This is a genomic window from Zeaxanthinibacter enoshimensis (assembly GCF_004362865.1).
GTDB lineage: Bacteria > Bacteroidota > Bacteroidia > Flavobacteriales > Flavobacteriaceae > Zeaxanthinibacter > Zeaxanthinibacter enoshimensis.
Genome location: NZ_SNYI01000003.1, coordinates 589366 through 614796, shown reverse-complemented (window position 1 = coordinate 614796; position 25431 = coordinate 589366). Strand labels below are relative to the sequence as shown.

Below are 25431 nucleotides of genomic sequence, written 5' to 3'. Positions count from 1 at the left end.
TTGGCTGTTGTCAGTTATATTCAGCCCTGACCCAGGTTTGGGTGCGGTACAAGAAGGCCATATACCCCCGGACCTTCAATTTATCAGGATCTTCCGGGTCTAACCAAATCTTGCAGCGAAAGGTCATTGCTTTTTCAGGATCAAAGATAGTACTCCCGGACCATTCTCCATCCCCATCCGGTTCAAGACCTTGTATTATCTGCATCCCTTCTATAGGTTGGTTCTTCTTTTTACCTTCACAGTTCTCACAGACAGCACCTTCACGACCTTCTTCCAGGATCTCCTGCACGCGGCCGTACATCCGGCCGTCTTCCTCGTAGATCTCTACCAGGGCTTTCGGTTTTCCTGTACGGTCATCGATGGTCTTCCAGAGTCCAAAGCAATTCTGGGCGCTGGCCATGTACACGGCAGCGAAAAATATTCCAACGGTCAGGATCAATTGCTTCTTCATGGGTTTCTATGCTGTTTCTTTAAATAATTCAGGGTTGCATTAAGTTCAAATCCCAACAACAATATGTTAGAATTCAGCCATATATAGACCATCAGTATTAATAATCCTCCAAGGGCTCCATATAATTCATTGTAACGGGAAAAACTGTCTACGTAGATCCCGAAAAGATACGAGGTAATAACGAACAAAATTGTGGTCATCAGTGCTCCGAACGAAAAAAATCTTGCCTTCTTCCCTTCAGCTGTCCCAAAATAATAGAGGATCGCAGTGGTGAGATAAGACAACAGGATGAAGAACAGCGCTTTACCAACCCTTGCCCCCACGATCTTATTTTCAGTGAGATCATATCCCCGGGTCCTGGCTGCCCAGACATTCAGCGAATCCAGGACATAGAATTCAACGTAAACGTAGACCACAGCTCCAAAGATCAGTAAGACTGATAGTATCAGGCCTACCATGAGTGCATAGGCGTACTGCTTAAAAAAGTTCCGGGTCAGTTCTATATGGTAAGAATTCTCAAATCCTCCAAAAATCGAATTAACTCCGTTTGCCATTAAGAATATGGACAAAAGGAAAGCGGATGACAGGACTCCCCCGCTCTTCTGGTCCTTGATCTGAAGGTAGATATCGGAAAAATATTCACTGGTGGCCGTCGGGAGGAAAGATTCCAGGAAATGCAGGAATTGGGTATCAAAGGTTGCCTCCCCTACATTGACCAGCGGGATCACGAAAGGGATCAGCGTTACCAGGAATATGAGTAAAGGAAAAAGAGCCAGGAAAAGGCTGAACGCAATAGAACTGGCCCTGGTTGACAGCGCTCCCTGGAAAATTCCCACGATGTACATTTCCATCAGGTCATATAGGGTAAGACCTTCAAAATCAGGTAGTTTTATGCGTTTAAGTCCCCGGGCTATGGTATTAAGAACAGGGATTTTATCAATTCGTTCTTCAATTTCCCTGGACATTTAAACGGCTTTTAAGCTGAAGTCCATATTATAAACCGAATGAGTAAGTGCTCCTGAAGAAATATAATCCACCCCACATAGGGCGTATCGCCTGATCGTATTTTCATTGATCCCCCCGGAAGACTCAGACTGACTTTTATCCCCTATCATCTTCACGGCCTTTTCGGTCTCCTGGAAATTAAAATTGTCGAGCAGGATACGGTGAATACCTCCTGCTTTCAAAATTTCTGCAACCTCGTCCAGGTTACGTGCCTCAACAATGATCTTCAGGTCACGGCCGGTATCTTTCAGGTATTGCTTGGTTTTCTCAATGGCCGCGGTTATACCCCCTGCAAAATCGATATGGTTATCTTTTAACATGATCATATCGTACAATGCAAAGCGGTGGTTCTGCCCCCCGCCAATTTGGACTGCCCATTTCTCCAGTGCCCTGATCCCGGGGGTAGTCTTCCGGGTATCGAGGATCCGGGTATTGGTCCCTTCTAATAACCGGACGTATTTACGTGTCTTGGTAGCAATGGCACTCATTCGCTGCATCCCGTTAAGGACCAGTCGTTCTGCTTTAAGAATACTTTGTGAGCGTCCGCTGACATAAAAAACGATATCCCCGAACTCTACGGGGGATCCATCAGGGATCAGGGTCTCCATTTCCAGCTCTGGATCCACGTAGGCGAATACTTCCCGGGCAAATTCAACCCCGGCAACTATACCTTTATCTTTTACCAGCAACTGGGCCTTCCCGACGGCATCTGCAGGGATACAGGCCAAGGAGCTGTGATCCCCGTCACCGACATCTTCCCGCACCGCGTTGGCGATTATACCTGCAATCTCTTCCCTGAATTGTTCTTCTGATATCATATAATCTGGATTGTTCCTCGCTAAATTAGTAAAAACTAATACCACCGCGGAAATTGAATTTACCTAAAATTCTATATTTGCCCTATGACCATAAAGCTGCTTGCCGTCGGAAAAACGGACCGGAACGAACTTTCAGAGCTGATCGCGGAATACGAAAAAAGGTTGCAACATTATGTGCGGTTTGAAACTGAGATCATCCCGGACCTTAAGAATACAAAGAATATCAGTCCCCAACAACAAAAAGAGAAAGAAGGCGAGGCTATCCTGAAGCGGTTAAAGCCCACCGATGTACTGGTGTTACTGGATGAGAACGGTAAACAGTTCACTTCTGTAAATTTCGCAGGATACCTGCAAAAACAAATGAATGCCGGAATCAAAACCTGGGTATTGTGTATAGGAGGCGCCTACGGTTTCAGCGAGGCCGTGTACAGTGCTGCCAGGGGCAAGATCAGCCTCTCTAAAATGACCTTCTCTCACCAGATGGTGCGGCTATTTGCCGTAGAACAGCTTTATCGTGCTTTTACTATCCTGAGAAATGAACCCTACCACCACGAATAAATTAGTAGAGCACGCGGAATTTAATGGTATTCTCTACCTTTTTTAAAGCCTGTATCACTTCCTTGTTGTATTCCTTGTTCAGGTCAGAGATCACGTACCCCACATCGCTGTCCGTAGACAGGTATTGCCCTGTAATATTCATCTCGTACCTGGCCAGCACTTCGTTGATCTTTGCCATAACTCCCGGCACATTCTTATGAATGTGAAGGAACCTGTGCGCATTGTCTTGTTTTGGCAGGCGTATATTCGGGAAATTCACGGCATCGACCGTATTCCCTGAATTAATATATCCCATGATCTTATTGGGTACAAAATCGGCAATATCACGCTGGGCTTCTTCCGTACTTCCCCCAATATGCGGGGTAAGGATCACATTATTCAAACCGCGTAATTCCGTTTCAAACGGGCCGTTACTCCTGGGTTCTTCCGGATATACATCAACAGCTGCACCGGCAAGTTTACCTGACTTCAACGCCTGAACAAGGGCAGGAATGTCTACCACGAAGCCACGTGACAGGTTCAGCAGTACTGCCCCCTCGCGCATCTGACGGAACTCGCGTTCCCCTATAAAATTCTTATTGGCCTTATTGTCATCAATATGCAGGGAGACGACGTCAGAAACATTCAGCAGGTCTTCCAGCGTAGCACACGACTTGGCATTTCCAAGGGCCAGTTTTTCTTCGATATCATAGAAGTAAACTCGCATTCCCATAGCTTCTGCCAGTACCGACAATTGTTTCCCGATATTACCATACCCCACGATCCCCAGGTTCTTGCCCCTGACTTCCCTGGAATTCTCGGCGGTCTTGTTCCACTGCCCTCCATGTATCTCGGTGCTCCTTGGAAAAATGCTGCGCATCAGCATAATGATCTGCCCTATGGCAAGTTCCACAACCGAGCGGGTGTTACTGTAGGGTGCGTTGAAAACTACCACGCCCTTCTTCTTGCAGTAATCGAGATCAATTTGCGTGGTACCGATACAAAAAGCACCCACCACCAATAATTTATTAGCAGCATCGAGTACTTTTTTTGTTACCTGTGTCTTGGAGCGGATCCCCAGCACATGAACCCCTCTTATTTTTTCAATAAGTTCCTCTTCGGAAAGACTGTGCTTTACCAATTCAACAGAAAAACCATCTTCTGCCAGGTTATCAAAGGCAGCGGGGTGCACATTCTCCAGTAACAGGATCTTAATACGGTTCTTAGGGTACGAGATATTTCTGGGCAAATCGTTCACAAATAAAAATTCATCAAGGTTAGGAGCCACGTGATCTGCAGCCTGGGTAGCTTTTTCACGGTGCACATTTTCTGTATAAGCAAAGAATTTATCAGCGATGCCGGCTTCACGCATAACATAATCACTGTATCCATCACCTATAACCTGCACTTCCCCATCCAGGTCCAGATCCTTTAGACATTGAATCTTCCCGTTGTGGCTCGCCAGCACGTTACCTTTGTCGAAACCAACAATCCGGCCATCTTCATCGAATTCGAATGTATTGGCAAAAACCCGTTCTGATGGTATATTATATTCAGCTACGATAGGATCTATAAATTCTTTGAACCCACAGGAGATCACATAGATATCCTCCGAGAATTTATCGAAGAATTCTTTATTAGACGCGATACTTTTGGAGATCTTCTGTCTCAATTCCTCTACCAGCCTGGGCAGGTCGTCCCTGTGCGCTTCCAGTAGGCGGATACGCCGCTCCAGTGACTCTGTAAACGAGATATCCCCGTCTATCCCAAGGTTGGTGATCTTCTGGATCTCCCTGATCACTTCGTCCCGGTTAGATCTGTCTTTCAAGCTCATTTCCGCCAGCACGTCCAGGGCCTCAACCCGGGTAAGGGTGCTGTCAAAATCAAACACGTATTTTCTTCCCGCTTCTATCATGGATCCAACTTTTATTAAGGGCTAAAAGTAAAAATTAAATTGGACGGAAATGAACTTAAAACATTAAAACTATGTTTGATCCAAGCGATGATGCAGATTTGTGCAGGATTCATTTTTTATGCCTGCCTAAATTCAGAATTCCTCAATCGCGGCTATTTTTTATCAGGCAAAATTATAGATGAAGTAGTTATATAACAGGCCTGTAAGAATAGCGAATCCAAAACTCAGCAAGGTTCCTATTAGGATATACTCGGTAAGTTTACGGCTGTTACTTTCTTTGAGATCATTAAAACGGAAGACGGATTTGGCCGTGATTAACAAACCGATAGCATCCCATCGCCCGATCACAATGAAAACCAGCACAAACAAACGCTCCAGGATCCCTATATAGCGCCCGGCGTTAGGCAGGGATTTATGATCGGTCTCTATCTGGTCAGACATTCCTTCCAGTAAGTAAGCCATCAGTACGGCTACTGGCTGGGTCACAAAGACAAGGGCCGTCAGTAATGCCCAGTTAAATCCGGAGAATAAGTCCCCGAATACCACCCGGGGAGTGGCCATGTAATATGCTACTAACCCAAGTACAGCTACATGCAATAACTGGCCCAGCATAAAAGGAATACGGCGGTATTGGAACTTTCCCTGGATATACAGGCGCAGCAGGTCTATCAGGTAGTGACTGACAGCTATCGCTGCTGCCAGGTACCAAAGTGAGAGGTCCCAGAGGACCAGCCATACCAGTACAAAATGGAGGAATATATGCAGGTAAAGGTATTTGGAAGTGATTTTATTGGCGTCCTGGTGGATGGTCCATCGCTGTGGCTGCAGCAAAAAATCCCCCAGCAAATGGGCGAGCAGCAGTTTAAGGAATAGCATCATTGAATAAGATCTTTTAAGGTGGAATTATAATGGCGGAGGACTGACAGGACCAGGTCTTTCCGGGCTCGTTTGAATCGCTGGCTTACTGCAGACTGCTTGATCCCTAACTCTTCGGCAATCTGGTTCTGGGGGGCGTGAGGGTCCTTCAGGAGAAGCACCATTATCTCAGCAGAAACCTGGCTCCAGTCGTTCATAAAGTCGAGCGCCAGCAGCAGGATAAGGTTTAACGTCCTGTCTTGCCTTGCATTACCACTGGATATAGCCAAGTGTACCTTCTCATCTTTAAGGCGTTCAAAGGTCCGTCCGGATCTCTGGTAGGCTGTTCCATTAGATTCACTAACCTTCGGGCCCCTGTAGGTTTCGTCTCCAAGTCCGATCCCCATCCTCACATCCAGGTTTTTAAACATTTTTATCCGAGCCTTTATAGCAATTGCAGTTTTTAAAGCACGCTCTGCCGGGAGTCGAATCTGGAACTCATCACCCCGGTAAAACTCCCAGTCGGCCGGGGAGTTGCCCAATTCCAGAAAATAATTTTTCAGCACCTCCATCCATTCCGAGGCACGGTATTCTTCAGAATTAATAATATCACCGGTGATAATGGCGATCATACTGGTCTTTATTAATGATAACGCTAATGTAGTAAAATATTACCTAAATCGATAATAAAATAAATTATTACTGGATTAGCTTATCATCTATCAGAACCATCTCCGGACAGCCATACAATAGGTACGATACACCTGGCCGAATTCCTTTTCCAGGCTCTCTTCTTCAGGAAGGATCTGGAACCGGTTCATATACGCGACAAATAGCGCTGCGAGTAAGGTATTGAATGCATTACCGAGGTAGAGCCCCCAGGCAAGTAGTAAAAGAAGCAACGCAAGGTACATGGGATTCCGTGTGTAATTATAGATACCCGTTGTTACCAGCACCTTAGATTTAGCGGGATCCCTGGGATCGATTGTGGTACCGGCTCGTGAGAATTGCAAAAGGGCTACCAGGCTTACCAATATAGCGATCCCTGTTAAGGCGTATATCATCCATTTCCTGCCAAAGAATTCGAACTCCCCTACCGGCAACCAAAAATCCAAGAGGTACATCAGGATCGCAAAAGACAGGAAGACAAGTGCAGGCGGAATTTTCAGTTTCATAGTCATGCCTCAAAATTACTATTTTTGGACCACTAATACCCCGGCCCATTTAATTCATAAATATGATCAACCTGGTATTTGCCACGCATAATCCCAAGAAACTGGAGGAGATACAGCGTATGCTTCCCGAAAACATTCACTTACAATCCCTCGACGATATCGGTTGCCTGGAAGAGATCCCGGAAACCGCCGAAACGCTGCAGGGTAATGCTATTCTTAAGGCCAACCATGTCAGTCATAATTATGGCCTCCCATGCTTTGCCGATGATACAGGACTACTGGTCGCTGCCCTGGATGGAGCCCCAGGGGTATACTCCGCACGCTACGCCGGGCCGGGTAAGAATTCTACTGATAATATCCACCGGCTTTTAAAGGAATTAGAAGGGAAAGAGGATCGTTCTGCCCATTTCAGGACCGTGATCGCCCTTAACCTGGATGAGGAACAACACCTGTTCAGCGGCGAAGTACACGGGGTGATCACCGGCGAACTCGCCGGGGAAGGAGGATTTGGTTATGACCCGGTTTTCCGTCCTGATGGATACCAGAAGACATTTGCCGAATTACCTGCAGATGTTAAAAACAGTATCAGTCACCGCGGGAAAGCATTCCGGAAATTGGTCGAATTCCTCGATTCCCGGAGCACAACTCGGATAAAAAACTGATAATCGTACCCAGGCGTGGCAAACACAAAGGCCCGGAGGCCCCTGAGTCATTAGGTATAATGTTGATTAACAATAAGATAACACAATATACCTGTTGTATGGATAATTAACAGTACCTTTGCGGCCGAATTAACGCCGCCGGTAGCGCAGGTGTTGTAACGGGCAAACAGGTTCTTATAAGAAGATCGCTCTAGACAACACAACTATTTGCGATTTATAAGAATTACCTATTATGACAAAATTTGAAGCACTGGGGCTGGATATGCCCCTGTTGAATGCTATTGCAGACCTTGGATTTGAATCACCTTCCGAGGTTCAGGAAAAAGCCATCCCAATTCTTTTACAGAACGAGACCGACCTGGTAGCCCTTGCGCAGACCGGGACGGGAAAAACTGCGGCCTTTGGTTTCCCGCTGATCCAGAAGATTGATGCGGCCAGCCGGACTACCCAGGGACTTATCCTTTCCCCTACCCGGGAACTCTGTTTGCAGATCACCAATGAAATGCAACTCTACTCCAAGTACGTAAAAGGTCTTAACACCGTAGCTATCTATGGTGGAGCAAGTATTACGGAGCAGGCAAAGCAGGTGAAACGCGGCGCACAGATCGTGGTAGCCACTCCCGGAAGGATGAAAGATATGATCAGCCGCGGGATGGTTGATATCTCTAAAATTGAATACTGTATCCTGGATGAGGCAGATGAAATGCTGAACATGGGATTCTACGAGGATATCAAGGATATTCTTTCCAATACCCCTGAAGATAAATCTACCTGGTTGTTTTCGGCAACCATGCCTAAAGAGGTGGCTACCATCTCTAAGAAGTTCATGCATAAACCCAAGGAGATCACCGTGGGTACCAAGAACTCGGGTACAGACAATGTACAGCACGAATATTACGTAGTCGGTGGTCGCGATCGTTACCCTGCCCTGAAAAGGCTTGCAGACGCTAACCCGGACATTTTCTCGGTTGTCTTCTGCCGTACCAAGAGGGATACTCAGAAAGTTGCGGAAAAACTGATCGAAGACGGTTATAATGCAGGCGCACTGCATGGCGATCTCAGCCAGAACCAGAGGGATATGGTCATGAACGCCTTCCGTAAGAAGCAGATACAGATGCTTGTCGCTACAGATGTTGCTGCGAGAGGTATTGATGTGGATGATATCACCCACGTGATCAATTACCAGCTTCCTGACGAAATAGAGACCTATACTCACCGTAGCGGGAGAACGGGCCGTGCCGGGAAATCAGGGATCTCTATGGTGATCATCACCCGCAGCGAGATGCGGAAGATCAGCGCCATCGAGAAAAAGATACAGCAGAAATTCATCGCCAAACCGATTCCTTCGGGAATGGAAATCTGCGAGATACAATTGTACCACCTGGCCAGCAAGATCAGGGATACGAAAGTGAACAAGGAAGTTGAAAGTTACCTACCTGCTATCTACGATGTGTTCGAAGGACTGGACAGGGAAGAACTTATTAAAAAAATGATCTCGGTAGAATTTACCAGGTTCTTTAACTACTATAACAAATCCAAGGACCTCAATACCGATGCCGGTAAGCGGGATGGTGCCGCCGGAAACGGGCAGATCCCAAGTGATGGCTCTGTACGCTACTTCATTAATGTTGGGGAGCGTGACGGGTACGACTGGATGTCTCTTAAAGATTTCCTGAGAGATACCCTGGGTCTGGAAAAAGACGATATCTATAAAGTAGATGTAAAAGATAGTTTCTCTTTCTTTAATACAGAAGCACAGCTAACCGAATTTATCCTGAGTCATTTTACCGACTTTAAGGTGAAAGGTCGTTTTGTAAACGTCGAGATCTCAGGTGCCCCGGAACAAGGCGGTGGACGCAAGAAAAAGAAGGGTGGCCGCAGGATGAAGGATCGCGATCGCGGACCTAAATCCAAAAAGAGCTTCAGCAAGAGTGATTCCGGCAAGCCTGGAAAAAGGAGAAGTAAGAAACGCGACGGTTACTTTTAGTTAATTGTATTCTAAAATATACCAGAAGGGCTAAAATTTTGTTTTATTCGTAGTTGATTACCATTCATGAAAAAAACGATCGCCTTACTGTTTACCTGTATCGGCCTGGTTGCCTTTTCCCAGGAAAAGGCCCAGGATCCACAGGAAATTGAAGCTATAATTGTCAATGCCCAGACCGATGAACCACTGGAAAGCGTGCACGTCATCAACCTTAACCAGGTAAAGGGAACCATCTCTGATTCTAAGGGGAAATTCAGGATCCCGGCAGCCGTAAACGACACGCTCTACCTTACCTACCTCGGCTTTAAACCTCAAAAAGTCCGGGTGACCAATGATATGTTCAAGTTTGCAGATACCCGTATCGCGCTGACAGAACTTGCCTATGCTTTGGAAGAGGTGATCATCAGGCCCTACCAACTCACAGGTTTCCTCGAGATCGACGTAAAGAACCTCCCGATCAATACGGCTTACCAGTACAGCATTTCTGGTCTCTCCAAGAGTTATGAAGCCGGGAACAAGAATCCCAGCGCAGTCACCAAGGTATTAGGAGCTATCCTGAATCCTGCCGACCTGCTTCGCAACCTTTTCGGGAAAAGACCCCGTCAGATGCGTAAACTGCGGCAGATGAAAGAAGACGACCAGATCCGTGACCTCCTGGCATCCAAATTTGACAGGGAAACCCTTACCGAACTCCTCCAACTGGAAAAAGTGGATATAGAGGACATCCTTTCTAATTGTAATTACTCCGAATCTTTTATCCAGACAGCAAACGATCTGCAGATCCTCGACGCTATCAGCAGTTGTTATGAAGAATACAAGGTCCTGAACCGGGGAAATTAAAAACTGCTCTTTCCGGCAATTCACTCAATTTTACGATCTTACAGCAGGGCAACCACCCTTGCCTGGAGACCCTATTTAAAGGGAAATATATTTTATAGTTCTCTTAACATTTTATAGTTTTAGACAAAATCTGGAATTATGAAGAATCTGTTTATTGCCGTGGCAATTTCCTGTTTCCTTTTTAGCTGCAAACAAGAAAAGAAAACGACGGAAAATGATACGACCATGGTCATGGACAGTGTCGAGCAAATAAAGGAAAACAATGCTCCTTTCACCTGGGAAGGCGCCAATGTCTACTTCCTCCTCACCGACCGTTTCTTCAATGCCAATCCGGAAAACGACATCAATTTTGACCGGAACAAGGAAACCGGGAAACTACGCGGTTTTATGGGCGGGGATATAGCCGGGATAACCCACAAGATAGAACAAGGATATTTTGATAAACTGGGCGTTAATGCCATTTGGTTTACCCCTGTCGTAGAACAGATCCATGGAGCAACTGATGAAGGCACCGGGAACACCTACGGTTACCACGGATACTGGGCAAAAGACTGGACAGCCCTGGATCCTAATTTCGGAACCAGGAAAGAACTGGCGAAGCTGGTAGAGACTGCCCACGATCATGGGATTCGTATCCTGATGGACGTGGTGATCAACCACACCGGCCCGGTTACCGAAGAAGACCCGGTATGGCCGGATGAGTGGGTCAGGACAGGTCCTCCCTGCCAGTTTACCACTTACGAGAATACTACAGAATGTACGCTGGTCGAAAACCTGCCGGACATTTACACGGAATCTGATGAGCCTGTTGTACTTCCGGATGCGCTTTTAGCTAAATGGAAGGAAGAAGGCCGGCTGAGCACGGAACTCGATGAACTGAACACCTTCTTTGACAGGACAGGGCATCCGAGGGCGCCGCGTTTTTACCTCATCAAATGGCTTACCGATTACGTGAACGATATGGGTATAGACGGTTTCCGGGTGGATACCGTAAAACATGTGAACGAAGAATCATGGCAGGATCTTTATGAAGAGGCATCCTACGCTTTCCAGAACTGGAAGAACAAGCACCCGGATGAAGTCCTGGATGATGAACCTTTCTTTATGGTTGGGGAAGTGTACAACTACGGTGTCTCCGGCGGGCGCGAATTTGACCTGGGAGATAAAAAAGTGGATTACTTTGATCACGGTTTTAAAAGCCTGATCAACTTTGAACTGAAGTCCGACGCCGATAAAGATTACGAAACCATCTTTAGCAAGTACAGTGACCTTCTCCACACCAAGTTCAAGGACAAAGGCTTTATGAACTACCTCTCCTCACATGATGATGGCAACCCCTGGGACAAGGAGCGGGAAAAACCTTTTAAAGCAGCTAACGTCTTGTTACTGACCCCTGGTGCCTCGCAGATCTATTACGGGGACGAGACCAGCAGGGACCTTACGATTGAAGGCACCGAAGGGGATGCTACCCTCAGGTCTTTTATGAACTGGGAAGATATAGACAGCACAGCCACCAAAGAAATATTAACCCATTGGCAGAAACTGGGGCAGTTCCGCCGCAACCACCCTGCCGTGGGAGCAGGCAAGCACAAACGATTAGGCAAATCGCCTTATGTGTTCAGCCGAACTTACACTGATAGTGATTTCAAGGATAAAGTAGTGATCGGTCTAGATCTTCCGAAAGGTAAAAAGTCACTTTGGGTAAAAGGTTTCTTTGGGGATGGCACCACCTTATACGACGCTTATTCCAACACCGAGGTAGTGGTGAAGAATGGTAAGGTTATCCTGGATAACCCTTACGATACAGCCCTGCTCGAAGTGCCTTCCAGCTAAGACCTATTTCCGAGAATGCAGGGCGATCCTGTTGCCCTCCGTATCCCTGAAGACCGCCATATACCCCACATCTTCTTTGATCAGGGTTTTGGGGTTCATGATCTTCCCCCCGGCGCGTTCCACCCGATCCAGTTCTTGTTGTACATCGGCCGAAGAGAAATAGACCAGTGGCCCATGCGAATCACTCGGTTTATACCAATCCTTGTGCAACACCAGGGAACCGGTAGAGCCGGGTTTATCCTCGGCAAAAGGAAACCAACCCATCACCAGGGGGCCCAAATTATGTACCTGTATATCTATCTGGAAAACGGTATCGTAGAATTTCTTGGCGCGGTCCATATCGGTTACGGGAATCTCTACCCAGCCTATCATATTATTTTTCATAGGTGGCGCTTGTTTTAACCGTGGGCGATCTTTTTATCCGTCCTGGGCCTGGATGGTTCTTTCTCCAGCCTGGCCTTTAAACTGCTGAGCCCTTCTTCAAAATCCTTCCCGACGGCTTTATCCATATTCATGAACAACATCATGATACTCATGGGAAATTTGTTCTTACCACTGAACCCCCAGGTCACCTTCGTACTGTCTTTCCCTGCATCTTCCGTGATCAGGTAGCAGGCAGACTGTGATTTCCATGGTTTAAAGAAGCGCAGCTCCCCGTCTACCCGTTCTCCTTCATGGATAGCAGTAATCTCCTGCTCCCCTTCTCCCACATCTTTATTTCCTTTCCAGGAACTGATGGCTCCCACTGTACCGTCCGTACCGGTAAATTTCTTTTCCATGTTGGGGTCTTTTTTTTCCCAGGGAGACCATTCGGCCTGGTTCTTCAGGTATTTCAGGTATTCAAAGACGTCCTTGCGGGGACGCTTTACCGTGATACTCCGGTTTACATCATAACTTTTTGGAGCGATTACTGCCAGGACGATGACTAACAGTACGATCCCGCCGAGAATATATAGTGCTGTGATCATGAGGAATAAGGTGTTGGTTAGACTATTAAAGATAAGAAAATATGCGGTTGACCTCTCAGCACTACTACTAAATTGTTCAGGTACTGGCTCCCATCTCTTCCGTGCTGATCATCCACTGGGTACCAAATCTGTCTTTCACCATCCCGAACTTCCCACCCCAGAAAACATCTTTGAACGGCATATTGATCTCTCCGCCCTCAGCCAGCCCGTTAAAAACCGCCGCAGCTTCCTCGGCATCGAGAATATTAAGACTTAGGTGCAGGTCATTTCCCCGAACCAGGTTGGGTTGCATGGTGTCACAGGCATAGATCTTCTGGTCCCCGAATTGCAATTGGGCGTGCATGACCTTTTGCATCATAAAATCAGGGGTCTCCATGGTCTCCGGCGCATCTGCAAACTTCTTTACGTCCAGGGTTCCGTTCAACAGCTCTTTATAATATTCCATAGCCTCCTGGCAATTGCCGTCAAAGGCGAGGTAAGGGGTAAGTTTCATGATTTGTTCATTAATGGGTTAATGAACTAAAATTAACGGAAATCCAAGTCTTTACCTAGGGCAGGAAATAAAATTATTTGTCGCTTTTTGAATCCCGTTCCCGCTGGAATCGTGCTTCTATAGCCTCCAGGCTTTTAATTGATTTGCGGGTCCAGTCCATCCGTTTTTCAAGCTTTTCTGCATCGCTGAGTTGCCAGGGTAGATCTGATGATCGCAGCCGGTTAGTCAGCTCGTGCAGGATAATAGCAGCGGAGACAGAGATATTAAGGCTTTCTGTGAATCCGGCCATCGGGATGGCGAGATAGGCATCTGCATTCTGCATTACCTCCTGGCTTAATCCCTCTTTTTCCGTACCGAAGAAAAAAGCGGTGGGTCGATCCAGCTGAAAATCGGCCAGGGAAGATGAAGTGGCATGGGGTGAGGTTGCCACGATCCTGTACCCCGATGATCGTAAATGCTGCATGCAGGACGTGGAATCCTCATGCCGGTAAACATCGACCCATTTCTGTGCACCCCTGGCGATCTTTCGGTCCAGCTTATCCCCGAACTTGCCTTCGATCAGGTGGGCCTGCTGAACACCGAAAGCCTCACAGCTGCGGATCACTGCGCTTGCATTGTGCATCTGCCAGACATCCTCGGTAGCCACGGTGATAAAACGGGTTCTCTTCTCCAGGATCTCCTCGAATCTCGCACGGCGCTCCGGGGACAGGAAGTCTTCCAGGTATGTTAACAATTCCATATCGACCATAGGCCGAAATTAAGAAAAACGTATCTTTAATTATGATGAAAAAGAGAGTGATTGCATTAACAGGCGCCGGGATCAGTGCGGAAAGCGGACTTAAAACATTCCGGGATGCCAATGGGCTTTGGGAGGGCCACGACGTCATGGAAGTCGCTTCTCCCTCCGGCTTTGCCAGGAACCCCGAGCTGGTGCTCGATTTTTACAACCAGCGACGACGGCAGTTACTGCAGGTACAGCCAAATGCCGCGCATAAAGCACTGGTAGCCTTAGAAGAATACTACGAAGTACATATCATCACCCAGAACGTGGATGACCTGCACGAAAGAGCGGGCAGCAGCAACGTGCTGCATCTTCATGGAGAACTACTCAAGGCACGCAGTACCGGGCCCGGGTCAGAACCGTTCCACTGGGCAAAAGATATATGCTGGGGAGACCGGTGTGAACGGGGGCACCAGCTTCGGCCACATATTGTCTGGTTCGGGGAAGAAGTACCCCTGATGCCCGAAGCTGCGAGGCTCACCAGCGAGGCGGACATTCTTATTATCGTTGGTACTTCCATGCAGGTATACCCCGCCGCCGGGTTGGTACATTATGCCCCGGACGATACACCTATCTACTTTGTAGACCCAAAACCCAGCGTGTCTGAAAGGGATTTCAGGAACCTGGAGATCTATGCAGAAAGTGCCGTCAGTGGGGTTCCCAAGATCTTGGATGCCCTTGCAGATCGTTGAAAATATTTCTACAGCAATGAGCAACCATGACACTATCCCGGAAGACCTGCAGGCCTGGGTTGCCGGCACCCTGGTTTCCAAAACCAACCGCTTACAAAAGGCAGGGGTGATCTTTAGCAACCCCGGGATGGTAGCTCCTCTTTTTAACCTGGCTTTTAGCCCTGAAAAATTAATGAGCTACAAAGCTCTTCTGATCCTTGAACAGGTCGCGGTAAAAAAACCGGAATACCTGCTGGAATCCTACCATGCCTTCCTGGACCAGCTGGATACTATTACTGAACAGCGGGCCATCAGGCCGCTGGCCAAGATCACGGAGCTTATGTTGTTGCAATGTTTTAAGAAGAAAGACCCGCTGTTCCTGGAATGGTTCCGGGAAGAAGACCTCGGGAAACTGACCAGCCAGTGCTTTAGTTGGTTACTTGGCCCGAATAAACCGGCAGCAAAAGCCTTTGCCATGAGCAGCCTCTACCTGCTCGGAATTCGTTTTCCCTGGATCCATACGGAACTTAAGGCGCTTATAGAAAACCGCTATGCCGGAGAATCCCCGGCCTTCAGGGCCAGGGCGCGCCATATCCTCCCCAGGCTATCTGACAGCTAAATCCTATATCCTTTTTGAACTGAGACCGGAATGGTTATCTTTGCCTTTTTCCTGTAAAACACAACCTAAAAGTACCGATAATGGGCCTTAGTCAATTGAATGCCATCTCCCCGCTGGACGGGCGCTACCGTAACAAGGTAGCCCAACTGGAAAATTATTTTTCCGAATACGCACTGATCAAATACAGGGTCCGGGTAGAGATCGAGTATTTTATCGCTTTATGCGAACTTCCCCTGCCACAACTGAACGGGGTAGATAAAGGCACATTCCCTTCTTTGCGGGCCATCTACCAGGATTTCAATACCGCTGATGCGGAGCAGATAAAAGAAATTGAAAGGACTACCAACCACGACGTAAAGGCGGTGGAATATTTTATCAAACAAAAGTTTGATGTCCTGGGCCTTTCCGAGAGTAAGGAATTTATCCATTTTGGCCTTACCTCCCAGGATATAAACAATACCGCTATCCCATTGTCTATAAAAGAAGCCCTGAACGAGGTTTACGTGCCACTTTACCAGGAACTGGAGGCGTTGCTTGCAGAAATGGCAGAACGATGGGCAGAGGTACCCATGCTGGCCCGAACCCATGGGCAGCCCGCTTCCCCTACCCGCCTGGGTAAGGAGATCGCGGTATATGTCACCCGGCTGAAGGAACAATTTAACCTATTGAACGATATCCCGTCTGCAGCCAAATTCGGTGGCGCAACCGGGAACTACAACGCCCATAAGGTGGCTTACCCGCAGACGGACTGGCAGGCATTCGGACGGAATTTCGTGCAAGACCGCCTGGGACTGCACCACTCCTTCCCTACCACCCAGATTGAACATTACGATCATATGGCTGCTCTTTTTGACGCCATGAAGCGGATAAATACCATCGTCATAGATATGGACAGGGATTTTTGGACCTATGTCTCCATGGACTACTTTAAACAAAAGATCGTCGCCGGGGAAGTTGGTTCTTCTGCCATGCCACACAAGGTGAACCCGATCGACTTTGAAAATTCCGAGGGTAACCTGGGGATTGCCAATGCGCTGTTTGAGCACCTGGCTGCCAAATTACCCGTATCCAGGCTGCAACGCGACCTGACCGACAGTACTGTACTCCGAAATGTGGGTGTGCCTTTTGCACATACCGTGATCGCTTTTAAAGCCAGTATGAAGGGCCTGAACAAATTATTGCTGAACGAGGAGAAAGTAGACCAGGACCTGGAAAATAACTGGGCCGTGGTCGCAGAAGCCATACAAACGATCCTGAGAAGAGAAGGGTATGCTAACCCTTACGAGGCCCTGAAAGGCCTGACCCGGACCAACCAGGCGATCACCAAGCAGGTGATGGCGGACTTTATCGATACCCTGGAGGTGGAGGATTCGGTTAAAGCTGATCTCAAAAAAATATCCCCGCAGAATTATACAGGGATATAAGAATAAGTGTATCTATCTGGCAGTTTAATCAGAAATAAAATCCTTCAGGGCGCCTAGCTGCTCTCCCTGGAAATCCGATTTCTGAATGGCTTTGACCAGGTTCATCAGGTGTGCCGGGTTCATATCTTCTCCCAGTACGCGTACCAGGGCAAAACCTTTTTCATTGTTATTCCCGTAGATGACCACTTCGTCTATGGCGTCGTCATCCCCCTGGTACTTCACCATGCCCTTCATTTCCGGTGAATTGATCTTCATCAGGTCTTTATAGCGACTCCCTTTCAGGATCTCGCTCACCTTCCCTTTCTCCAGTTCAAATTCGGCCTGGTTACTGCCGGTTCTTTTAAAAGCAAGGATGTTTAGTTTTCTCAGGGAACGCAGTGCTTCCCGCTGCTCCTCCGGTAATTCGGCTTCTTCGATATTCAACAGGCTGGCCGGCAGGTCTATCGCAATGAAATTGGGATTTTCAGAATTGTCCACGTAATACTCCTGCAGGCTCGGCGATGAATCGCAGGACACTACGCTCAGTAACAGGGCCATGCCCAGAAATGCGGTTATAATTTTCATCTTAATCAGGGTTAGGTTATAGTTGTAATAGCCTGCCCCCGTTGAAGCGGGAGCAGGCACTCTAATTACTTGTTACTCTTCTGTGCTTTATTAAGCTCCTGGGGCAGGTCCATCTTCTTGGTCAGGGCCCCGATCTTGGTAAGGTCGATATCACCGGTCAGGGAGAGCAATACGGTCTCGATCTCGCGATCCTCGATCTTGACTCCCGTGTTGTTGATCCCGGTGACGAACATCAGCAGTTCACTGACATGATCTTCGTCCTTGCCCTGTTTAATGTAGAACTTAACGTTCGCATCCTTATCCTTTACCCGCATCAGTTCTTCCAGGGAAGAAGACTTGAGGTATTTGTCCACGGTGGTCTTCATATCCGTGCTTACCTTCGGACTCTGGGTCACGAAGACCTTCAGCCCGCTCAGGCTTTTGGCGATGTCCATGAATTCTTTGGCTTCAGGATCATCGACATCCACGTCCATCTTTACCAACAGGTTGAACATATTCTTGTTCACGACCACCGAGGTGACCCCGTCTATATCTTCAAACCTGTCAAAGACAGACTGTGCTTGCATGGCCAGGGGGGCAACGGCCAACATTACTACCAATACTAATTTTCTCATGATTGCATTTTTAAGGGTTGTTATAAATTTTTTCAGTGGCTATTTCAAATTCTTGCAGGTAAGCGACCTTCTCTGTACCTCTTTCCAGGTTACTGGCCAGTAATTGCAGTGCTTTCCTGGTCTGCTGGTAGGCATATTCTGCCTGTTCCTGTTCCTGTTCCTGTTGCTGTTCACTGTACCGGTTCTCGAGGAAGAGCCCAAGTCCTAACCCGATAACAGCCGCAACCGATAACCAGGAATATATCTTCTTCCTGGACCTCCGGGGCATACTGCCGGTATAGGTCTCTTCTTTAGCCTGGGCGAAGTGATCAAACATCGGGCCGTATTTCTGCAGCTCGGGGGCTACTTCACCTTTCCGGAAATACTCCCGGATCTCCTGCTCTTCAGCTATCGTGGTCTCTGCCTCGAAATAGCTGTCGATTAATTTTTTTATTTTATCCGATTCCATAGCTGTGTTTTTCTAATAATTTCTCTCTGACTGCTTTACGCGCCCTTGACAGGGCCACTCGTACGGCGGTGGGGTTCATTCCCAGCATTTCGCCGATCTCTTCAAATTCATATTCCTCTACATCTCTTAACTGTAATACCAGTTTCTGTTGTTCGGGTAACTCTTCCATGATCCGGCTTACCCACCCGGCACTGTCCCTGGCCTCTACCTGCTGCTGCAGGGATGGGGACGAGTCCGTGTAATTGGTATGCACCAGTTTCAGGTTGCCGGCCGACTTTGATTTCAGCCGGTCAAGGCAGAAATTCTTGGTCATGGTCATGGCAAAGGCCTCTACACTGCGGTAATTAGACATATTCTTCTTACCGGCCCATAATTTCATCAGCACCTCCTGGGTGGCGTCCTCGGCTTCTTCTTTGGACACCAGCAGCCGTTTGGCTAATCGGTAGAGCTTGTCCTTGACAGGCATTACCGCTTGAAGGAATTCTGATTGGTTCATTTCAGGTTGATTCGCTATCGTAACCATCTTCAGGTGGTTTTACACTAGGATGACGAAGATGGACGAATTTTGTTACAAAATATTTTTTTTTATTCAGGATGTGAGTAAATTGGGGGACTTTATTCAATTTAAAAGGCATCGATATACGTTCAGAATTTTACTTTCCCCATTTTGGAACGATAATTGAATTAAATTGCAAAAAAAACCGGAACCGGGAAAATGCCCCTTTTTAAACCTTTTTAGACTTTAATATAAATTAAACCTTATGGCAAGAACCGCGGTTCCCCCAAAAAAAACAATTGTGAAAAAGATGAACTATTTAACCGGGTTCCTGTTGGGGTTCGGGTTGCTCCTCTCAGGATGCAACAAAGACGATGACGGTGTCACCAAACCGGATGGTCCGGATCCGAATGCCGCTAACCTGGATGTACAGGATTTTATGTACAAGGCCATGAACCTATGGTATTTCTGGCAGGGGGAAGTAGATATACTGGCCGATGACGCATTTGCGACGGACGCTGAATACACCGACTTCCTGGAAGCTAATCCAAATCCGGAAACTTTCTATTTTGATGTGCTGTTATTTTCAGATGATCGATTTAGTTTTCTCAGTGAAGATTATAAAGAACTTACCCAGAATTTATCAGGTATCTCCCAAAATAACGGGATGGAATTCGGCTTAGTGGCTTTTTCTAATAGTGATGACATATTTGGTTATGTAAGATATATCATCCCGAATTCTGATGCTTCTACCAAGAATATTGAGAGAGGTGATATTTTTATAGGGGTTGATGGTGTTACCCTGACCAGGAATAATTATACCGAATTACTATTTGGTGATAATGCTACGTATACGCTGACCATGGCCAATATTACCGATGGACAGATCAGTGCGAACGGCGAAGAAGTGACCCTTACCAAGGAAGAAGGTTTCCAGGAGAATCCCGTCTTTATAACTAAAACCTTTGACGTTAGTGGCACCAAGATCGGTTACCTGATGTACAATGGCTTTACCAATGAATTCGACGAACAGCTGAATGAAGCCTTTGGTCAGCTGAAGGCCGATGGAGCTACCGAGCTGGTAATAGATTTCCGTTATAACGGCGGAGGTTCAGTGAATTCCTCCAGGCTGCTCTCCAGCATGATCTACGGTACCAATACCAATGAATTATATATCCGCCAGCGCTGGAACGATAAGATCCAGGCAGCTTTCAGTCCTTCAGACCTGGAAGACTATTTCGCGGCCACTACAGGGAGCGGCACCCCCATAAACACCCTTAACCTTAGCAGGGTTTATGTACTGACGACCAGTAGCACAGCGTCTGCAAGCGAATTGGTGATCAATGGATTAGATCCGTACATTAACGTGATACAGGTAGGTACTACCACCAGGGGAAAGAACGAATTCTCCCTGACCATGGTGGATGACCCTAACAGGCAAGGAGCACCATATATCTATACCCCATCACGGGAGAACAATATCAACCCGGACAATAGCTGGGCGATCCAGCCATTGGTAGGAAGAAACGAGAACTCGGTCGGATTCTCGGATTACACCGGGGGATTTGCTCCGGAGATCGAATTACAGGAAGACCTGGAGAACCTGGGCGTACTTGGGGAGCTCGATGAACCCCTGCTGGCCAGGGCTATCCAGGAGATCACCGGTGCCGGTGCCAAGTTTGATTTCACGGTAGAGATGCCTGCAGAGGCTTTCACCTCCAGCAAAATGTTCAGCCCGCTTAAGGACAACATGGTACTGGACAAGGACTTTTACCTGCCCGAGATACAATAATTACTATCGAGCAACAGAATTAAGACGGCCCGCAATTGCGGGCCGTTCCATTTTTAAAGGTCCAGGATAAACCCGAGCCGGAGATTCCGTCCCCGGGTACTGAATCCCAGGACTTCTGTATAATCCTCATTCAGGATATTCTCGGCATTCAGGAAAACTTTCAGCCTGCCGGGGATCAGCTCCTTTGAAGCATAAAGATGCAGCAGGGAAAAAGGTTGCAGTTCAACATCGGTAAAAGTGCTGAAATCCGTGTCCCTCCTGCTCCCGGTGTAGGCATAACGAAGCGACAGCACTCCCTCCTCCCCGAAGCTGTAATCTATACTGGCATTCAGCTTATGTTTTGGGATCCGGATGGCACTGTCCCCGCTGCGTTCGGTGAATGTATAATTACCGCTGACCGACCACTTTTCCGAAGCAAGCCAGGAAACCTCCAGTTCCACCCCCTCGGCTTTGACCGTATTGGCAGCATTGTTATACACAAAAGCTACGTTGTCAAAGAACACGAAGTTCTCTTCTTCCCGGTTAAAGTAAAGTACCGAAGTACGGAATCGGTCTGATGCTGCCCATTCCAGCCCCCCTTCAAGGGTCCGGTCGGTTTCCGGCTCCAGCTCCGGGTTGGCACCAAAGGCCCCGAAAAGCTGTGATAAGGAGGGCGTAATATAAGAGGTGGCCCAGGAGGCCAGTACTTTTACATATCCTTCCCCTGCAGCGATGGAATAAGAAGGATTTAGGTTGTATACCATTTGCTCCCCGTATTCCGAATGCGTATTTAGACGAAGACCCGCGTTCAGGTTCAGTCCTGTGCCGGATACATACACCGCGTTCACATAAGGATCCAGCAGGGTAAAAGACTGATCACCTTCCAGCACTGCCTTCTCCTTGTTATAGTTGATCCCGAACAGCGTATAGAACTTATCGTTAAATGTGTACTTATTAAAAGCATCGACTACCCAGGTCTGCCCCCTGAAGGTTCCCGGGAAAGCACTGATGTTCTCAGATTCAAATTCGGATACCGCGGCATTGATATTTATGTCTCCATTCCTGTAGCCGATTATCCCGGCCAGGCCGGCTCTTTTCTGTTCACTGCGAAACTGGTAAGGTGCATCCTGTAAGCCAAAGGACTCATCGTAATCTGATCGCAATTTGCTCTGGTTACCATATACCCTCAGGCTGCTCTTAGGGGAAAACCGGTACCCCAGGCTAAGGTTGGCCTGGAAACGTGAGAACTCATCTTCCTCGTCTCCCGGGGTGACCAGCGATGAAAGGTTGTCCGAATAGGCGCTAGAGAAACTGGTCTTGTAGCTGAAATCACCAAGGGTACCATCTACCCGGGCATTACTGCTAAACTCTGCCAGCTTGTATTGCTGTTTGTCATGCGACTGGTTGGTGCCCATGCTGCTCTCAAAGTTCCCGCTGGCAGTCTCCCCCGAGGCTTTCCTGGTGGTGATACTGATCACTGCCGTGGCAGCATTGGAACCGTATAAGGTACTGGCAGCTCCCTTGATGATCTCTATGGACTCGATATTATCGGTACCCAGGTAGCGCAGGTCGTATTCCTGTGCAAAAGAAGAGGGGTCTGTAACCCTCACCCCGTCGATCAGGACGAGGACCTGACGCCCGCGCCCTCCCCGGGCATAAACGCCCAGCACCTCGCCGGGCCTGCCCCTGCTGCCTGCAATCTCCAGCCCGCTGCGGGTATTGATCACCTCGGCCACAGAACGGCCTGAATATTTTTGTAATTCTTCCGGACCGATACTGATCACGGTCTTTCCGGAATACTCCCTTTTCAGGGCAAAGCGGCTGTCACTGACAACAACCTCATCCAGGATCTCTACCTTGGCAGAGTCCCCGGGGATCTCCTGTGCATATACACAGGCGTACGCCAACAAGGCGCTACAAAAGATAATTGGTCTTTTGTTCATTTGGTGTTTGATTTAACGGGAGTATGGGTGTATGACCATACCTAAACTTTTTCCCGAAGTTTAATGATGATTTGTTTGAACAAGGCAGGTCTCCTGGCTTGCGTCCTGTCTGCATACCTTCCCGCCATTATCACGGCAGTGGTGTTGAAGTTGCAGCAGGCATCCCCTTAACAGGGGACTGAGCTTACAGTTGCGGGAACAGCTCCGGATTTTACAAGGCATTACGCCTGGTATCACCGGATTCCCTTTTAATCCCAATACTCAGAAAAGCATTGCGAACCAATATTCGGCAGCCAAGGTAAACAATTTTGTTCAACTTTTATTTAATATTACTTTTGGTACCGATCCACAAACAACGCTTTGAAAAGACTCCTAATCCTCTTTGTTCTCGTCAGCATTATTTCCTGTAAACCGGAAAAGAAGCAGGAAAGTATAGCATCCCCCTCCTTGCAGGATACCACTGTTGTGACCTATGCCGATGGCTTATCCATCAGCCGGGAAGCCAACGGGATAAGCCTGGTGGAAGTAAGATCTCCCTGGCCAGGGGCGGAGAAACCATTTCGTTACCTGCTGGTCCCACGGGAACAACTGGCCTTTACCACCTTTGACAAGGACGCCTATGACGCTATTATCGCAACCCCGGTGGAGCGTATTGTTGTAACTTCTACTACCCATATCCCTGCCCTGGAATCCCTGGGTGTGGAAATTAAATTGGTGGGTTTCCCGGAAACAAGGTACATCTCTTCAGAGAAGACCCGGAAACGTATCGAGGCGGGACAAATAACCGATGTGGGTAGCAACGAGGCCGTAAACACAGAAAAACTGCTGGCCCTGCAGCCCGACCTGGTGGTAGGATTCTCTATCGACAACAGGAACCAGGCTTACGATGTGATCCAGCGATCCGGGATTCCGGTAGTCTACAACGGGGACTGGACCGAAAGTTCCCCCCTTGGAAAAGCTGAATGGATCAAATTCTTTGCCCCATTTTTCGGTAAGGAACAGGAAGCTGACAGCATCTTCAGCCAGATAGAACAGGATTACCTGGCAGCCAGGAAACTTGCTGCCGATGCCCCGGAAAGACCCACAGTGCTCTGTGGTGCACTATATAAGGATATCTGGTACCTGCCAGGGGGTAACAGCTGGATGGCGCGCTTCCTTGAAGATGCCAATGCCAATTACCTCTGGAGTGATAACGAGGATAGCGGCAGCCTCTCACTGAGCGTTGAAAGTGTGCTGGAAACTGCCAAAAATGCAGACAGCTGGGTTTCCCCATCACAGTACACAAGCTATAAAGAAATGGGTGCCGCCAACCGGCATTACAGCCAGTTCCGGGCTTTCCGGGAAAGGCAGGTATATACCTTTGCACGTACAACCGGGGAGACAGGCGGTCTCCTGTATTATGAACTGGCCCCCAACCGTCCGGACCTGGTGCTGAAAGACCTGGTGTCCCTGCTACACCCCGGCTTACTGCCAGATCACCAACCCTTTTTCTTTAAACCCCTGGCCGATTGAAACCCGTAAGATCATACCGAATCCCGTTCCTTTTACTGCTGTTGCTTTTGGTCGCAGCCTTTCTCCTTAATACGGGTTTAGGTTCGGTGGCCATACCTCTGAAAGATACATTTAACGCCATCCTGGGGAGGGCGGTGGAAGAAGAATCCTGGCGTTACATCATCTGGAATTACCGTTTACCAAAAGCATTTACAGCCATCCTTGTAGGCAGTGGCCTCTCCCTGAGCGGGCTGCTGATGCAGACCCTGTTCCGCAATCCCCTGGCCGGGCCTTTTGTACTCGGGATAAGTTCAGGGGCCAGCCTGGGTGTAGCCCTGCTCATCATGGGATCGGGGCTGATCTCCGGGTGGGTAGGCAGCCTGTTGATCAATGATGTTACCCTGGCCCTGGCTGCCAGCGCAGGAAGTTTCCTGGTTTTGCTTGCCGTGATAGGCGTTGCAGCCCGGATCAAAGACACTATGGCCCTGCTAATTATTGGGCTGATGTTCGGAAGTGTTACCACCGCCGTAGTTACCGTACTCTCTTACTTTTCTAATGCAGAGAAATTGCGTCAGTATATTTTCTGGTCCTATGGCAGCCTGGGGAACCTCTCCTGGCCGCAATTGGGCTTATTAGGCCTCATCCTGCTGGTGGGCACCGGGCTGAGTATCCTCTCCATAAAACCGCTAAATGCGCTGTTGTTAGGCGAACATTACGCCCGTAGTATGGGAACCTCTCTTCAGCGTTCACGGTATATCATTATAGGTGCCACCGGGTTATTAGCTGGTGCGATCACTGCCTTTGCAGGTCCAGTTGCCTTTATTGGCCTTGCCGTGCCTCACCTGACCCGGCAGATCTTTGATACTACGGATCATAAGGTCCTGGTCCCCGCCGTCATCCTGTATGGTGCTATTCTGTTATTGCTCTGTGATACCCTGGCGCAGGTACCTTCATCTTCTTACGTATTGCCCATAAATGCCATCACCTCGGTCATCGGTGCCCCGGTAGTCATCTGGCTGCTGGTCCGCAAACGGAAAATGATTTTTTAATGCCACAAACACAGCCCTCTT

27 protein-coding genes and 1 riboswitch are annotated in these 25431 nt (G+C 48.1%); of the genes, 11 read left to right on the top strand and 16 right to left on the bottom strand.

Annotated features, from left to right (window positions below; translation table 11 throughout):
* Positions 1–10 precede the first annotated feature (10 nt).
* From CLV82_RS14440 to nadC, 3 genes are read right to left on the bottom strand one after another with little or no spacing between them, the layout of a single operon-like run.
* Positions 11–451: a DUF2147 domain-containing protein gene (locus CLV82_RS14440; RefSeq protein WP_133645048.1), complete on the bottom strand. Its 441-nt coding sequence runs from the start codon at positions 449–451 to the stop codon at positions 11–13.
* On the bottom strand, positions 448–1416 hold the full coding sequence (locus CLV82_RS14435; protein WP_133645047.1) for a YihY/virulence factor BrkB family protein: 969 nt from the start codon (positions 1414–1416) through the stop codon (positions 448–450). The genes CLV82_RS14440 and CLV82_RS14435 overlap by 4 nt, the downstream gene beginning before the upstream one ends.
* The gene (nadC, locus tag CLV82_RS14430) at positions 1417–2274 is read right to left on the bottom strand and encodes a carboxylating nicotinate-nucleotide diphosphorylase (protein ID WP_133645046.1); all 858 of its coding nucleotides are present in this window, start codon (positions 2272–2274) and stop codon (positions 1417–1419) included. It abuts the gene before it with no gap.
* Between the two features lie 84 nt (positions 2275–2358).
* On the opposite strand from nadC, the gene rlmH reads away from it, so the two are divergent.
* Complete coding sequence (rlmH, locus tag CLV82_RS14425) at positions 2359–2832, top strand: 23S rRNA (pseudouridine(1915)-N(3))-methyltransferase RlmH (RefSeq protein WP_133645045.1); 474 nt, start codon at positions 2359–2361, stop codon at positions 2830–2832.
* Between the two features lies 1 nt (position 2833).
* Here rlmH and serA read toward each other — a convergent pair whose 3' ends face one another.
* The 4 genes from serA to CLV82_RS14405 all read right to left on the bottom strand — a co-directional run bounded on the left by serA (position 2834) and on the right by CLV82_RS14405 (position 6762).
* Entirely contained in the window at positions 2834–4726 is a 1893-nt protein-coding gene (gene serA / locus CLV82_RS14420) for a phosphoglycerate dehydrogenase (protein ID WP_133645044.1), read from the bottom strand.
* 162 nt (positions 4727–4888) lie between these two features.
* Positions 4889–5605: a DUF3307 domain-containing protein gene (locus tag CLV82_RS14415; RefSeq protein ID WP_133645043.1), complete on the bottom strand. Its 717-nt coding sequence runs from the start codon at positions 5603–5605 to the stop codon at positions 4889–4891.
* Positions 5602–6213, bottom strand: coding sequence for a SatD family protein (locus CLV82_RS14410; RefSeq protein WP_133645042.1), 612 nt, complete (start codon positions 6211–6213; stop codon positions 5602–5604). Before CLV82_RS14410 ends, CLV82_RS14415 begins: the two co-directional genes overlap by 4 nt.
* Before the next feature lie 90 nt (positions 6214–6303).
* Positions 6304–6762 (bottom strand): methyltransferase family protein, encoded by a 459-nt coding sequence (locus CLV82_RS14405; RefSeq protein ID WP_317128297.1) that lies wholly within the window; start codon positions 6760–6762, stop codon positions 6304–6306.
* A 59-nt stretch (positions 6763–6821) separates the two neighbouring features.
* On the opposite strand from CLV82_RS14405, the gene CLV82_RS14400 reads away from it, so the two are divergent.
* From CLV82_RS14400 to CLV82_RS14385, 4 genes are all read left to right on the top strand, one after another.
* Positions 6822–7418 (top strand): non-canonical purine NTP diphosphatase, encoded by a 597-nt coding sequence (locus tag CLV82_RS14400; protein ID WP_133645086.1) that lies wholly within the window; start codon positions 6822–6824, stop codon positions 7416–7418.
* A gap of 232 nt (positions 7419–7650) precedes the next feature.
* A complete protein-coding gene (locus CLV82_RS14395; RefSeq protein ID WP_133645040.1) occupies positions 7651–9405 on the top strand; it encodes a DEAD/DEAH box helicase in 1755 nt (584 codons plus the stop codon).
* Positions 9406–9471: 66 nt separating this feature from the next.
* Positions 9472–10245, top strand: coding sequence for a carboxypeptidase-like regulatory domain-containing protein (locus tag CLV82_RS14390; RefSeq protein WP_133645039.1), 774 nt, complete (start codon positions 9472–9474; stop codon positions 10243–10245).
* 138 nt (positions 10246–10383) lie between these two features.
* Entirely contained in the window at positions 10384–12078 is a 1695-nt protein-coding gene (locus tag CLV82_RS14385) for an alpha-amylase family glycosyl hydrolase (RefSeq protein WP_133645038.1), read from the top strand.
* Between the two features lie 3 nt (positions 12079–12081).
* Here the strand turns inward: CLV82_RS14385 and CLV82_RS14380 are convergent, their stop codons facing one another.
* The 4 genes from CLV82_RS14380 to CLV82_RS14365 all read right to left on the bottom strand — a co-directional run bounded on the left by CLV82_RS14380 (position 12082) and on the right by CLV82_RS14365 (position 14287).
* Complete coding sequence (locus tag CLV82_RS14380; RefSeq protein WP_133645037.1) at positions 12082–12462, bottom strand: VOC family protein; 381 nt, start codon at positions 12460–12462, stop codon at positions 12082–12084.
* A gap of 14 nt (positions 12463–12476) precedes the next feature.
* The gene (locus tag CLV82_RS14375) at positions 12477–13046 is read right to left on the bottom strand and encodes an SRPBCC family protein (RefSeq protein WP_133645036.1); all 570 of its coding nucleotides are present in this window, start codon (positions 13044–13046) and stop codon (positions 12477–12479) included.
* A gap of 76 nt (positions 13047–13122) precedes the next feature.
* Positions 13123–13539 (bottom strand): VOC family protein, encoded by a 417-nt coding sequence (locus tag CLV82_RS14370; RefSeq protein WP_133645035.1) that lies wholly within the window; start codon positions 13537–13539, stop codon positions 13123–13125.
* A 73-nt stretch (positions 13540–13612) separates the two neighbouring features.
* Positions 13613–14287 carry a TrmH family RNA methyltransferase gene (locus CLV82_RS14365; RefSeq protein ID WP_133645034.1) on the bottom strand — a complete coding sequence of 225 codons (675 nt, stop codon included), beginning with the start codon at positions 14285–14287 and terminating at the stop codon, positions 13613–13615.
* Between the two features lie 32 nt (positions 14288–14319).
* On the opposite strand from CLV82_RS14365, the gene CLV82_RS14360 reads away from it, so the two are divergent.
* From CLV82_RS14360 to purB, 3 genes are all read left to right on the top strand, one after another.
* A complete protein-coding gene (locus CLV82_RS14360; RefSeq protein ID WP_394346163.1) occupies positions 14320–15012 on the top strand; it encodes an SIR2 family NAD-dependent protein deacylase in 693 nt (230 codons plus the stop codon).
* A gap of 16 nt (positions 15013–15028) precedes the next feature.
* Positions 15029–15610: a hypothetical protein gene (locus tag CLV82_RS14355; protein ID WP_133645033.1), complete on the top strand. Its 582-nt coding sequence runs from the start codon at positions 15029–15031 to the stop codon at positions 15608–15610.
* 80 nt (positions 15611–15690) lie between these two features.
* Entirely contained in the window at positions 15691–17034 is a 1344-nt protein-coding gene (gene purB / locus CLV82_RS14350) for an adenylosuccinate lyase (RefSeq protein ID WP_133645032.1), read from the top strand.
* Positions 17035–17058: 24 nt separating this feature from the next.
* Here the strand turns inward: purB and CLV82_RS14345 are convergent, their stop codons facing one another.
* From CLV82_RS14345 to CLV82_RS14330, 4 genes are all read right to left on the bottom strand, one after another.
* Positions 17059–17598 carry a DUF4252 domain-containing protein gene (locus CLV82_RS14345; RefSeq protein WP_133645031.1) on the bottom strand — a complete coding sequence of 180 codons (540 nt, stop codon included), beginning with the start codon at positions 17596–17598 and terminating at the stop codon, positions 17059–17061.
* 65 nt (positions 17599–17663) lie between these two features.
* Entirely contained in the window at positions 17664–18212 is a 549-nt protein-coding gene (locus CLV82_RS14340; protein WP_133645030.1) for a DUF4252 domain-containing protein, read from the bottom strand.
* Between the two features lie 10 nt (positions 18213–18222).
* Entirely contained in the window at positions 18223–18660 is a 438-nt protein-coding gene (locus CLV82_RS14335; protein WP_133645029.1) for a hypothetical protein, read from the bottom strand.
* Positions 18647–19156 (bottom strand): RNA polymerase sigma factor, encoded by a 510-nt coding sequence (locus CLV82_RS14330; protein WP_133645084.1) that lies wholly within the window; start codon positions 19154–19156, stop codon positions 18647–18649. Before CLV82_RS14330 ends, CLV82_RS14335 begins: the two co-directional genes overlap by 14 nt.
* Before the next feature lie 310 nt (positions 19157–19466).
* Between CLV82_RS14330 and CLV82_RS14325 the strand changes: the two genes are divergently transcribed.
* Positions 19467–20948 carry a S41 family peptidase gene (locus CLV82_RS14325; protein ID WP_133645028.1) on the top strand — a complete coding sequence of 494 codons (1482 nt, stop codon included), beginning with the start codon at positions 19467–19469 and terminating at the stop codon, positions 20946–20948.
* A gap of 53 nt (positions 20949–21001) precedes the next feature.
* Here CLV82_RS14325 and CLV82_RS14320 read toward each other — a convergent pair whose 3' ends face one another.
* A complete protein-coding gene (locus CLV82_RS14320) occupies positions 21002–22870 on the bottom strand; it encodes a TonB-dependent receptor plug domain-containing protein (protein WP_133645027.1) in 1869 nt (622 codons plus the stop codon).
* A gap of 66 nt (positions 22871–22936) precedes the next feature.
* Positions 22937–23169: riboswitch (cobalamin riboswitch) on the bottom strand.
* Positions 23170–23230: 61 nt separating this feature from the next.
* On the opposite strand from CLV82_RS14320, the gene CLV82_RS14315 reads away from it, so the two are divergent.
* Positions 23231–24382 (top strand): ABC transporter substrate-binding protein, encoded by a 1152-nt coding sequence (locus CLV82_RS14315; RefSeq protein ID WP_133645026.1) that lies wholly within the window; start codon positions 23231–23233, stop codon positions 24380–24382.
* Positions 24379–25410 carry a FecCD family ABC transporter permease gene (locus CLV82_RS14310; RefSeq protein ID WP_133645025.1) on the top strand — a complete coding sequence of 344 codons (1032 nt, stop codon included), beginning with the start codon at positions 24379–24381 and terminating at the stop codon, positions 25408–25410. The genes CLV82_RS14315 and CLV82_RS14310 overlap by 4 nt, the downstream gene beginning before the upstream one ends.
* Positions 25411–25431 lie beyond the last annotated feature (21 nt).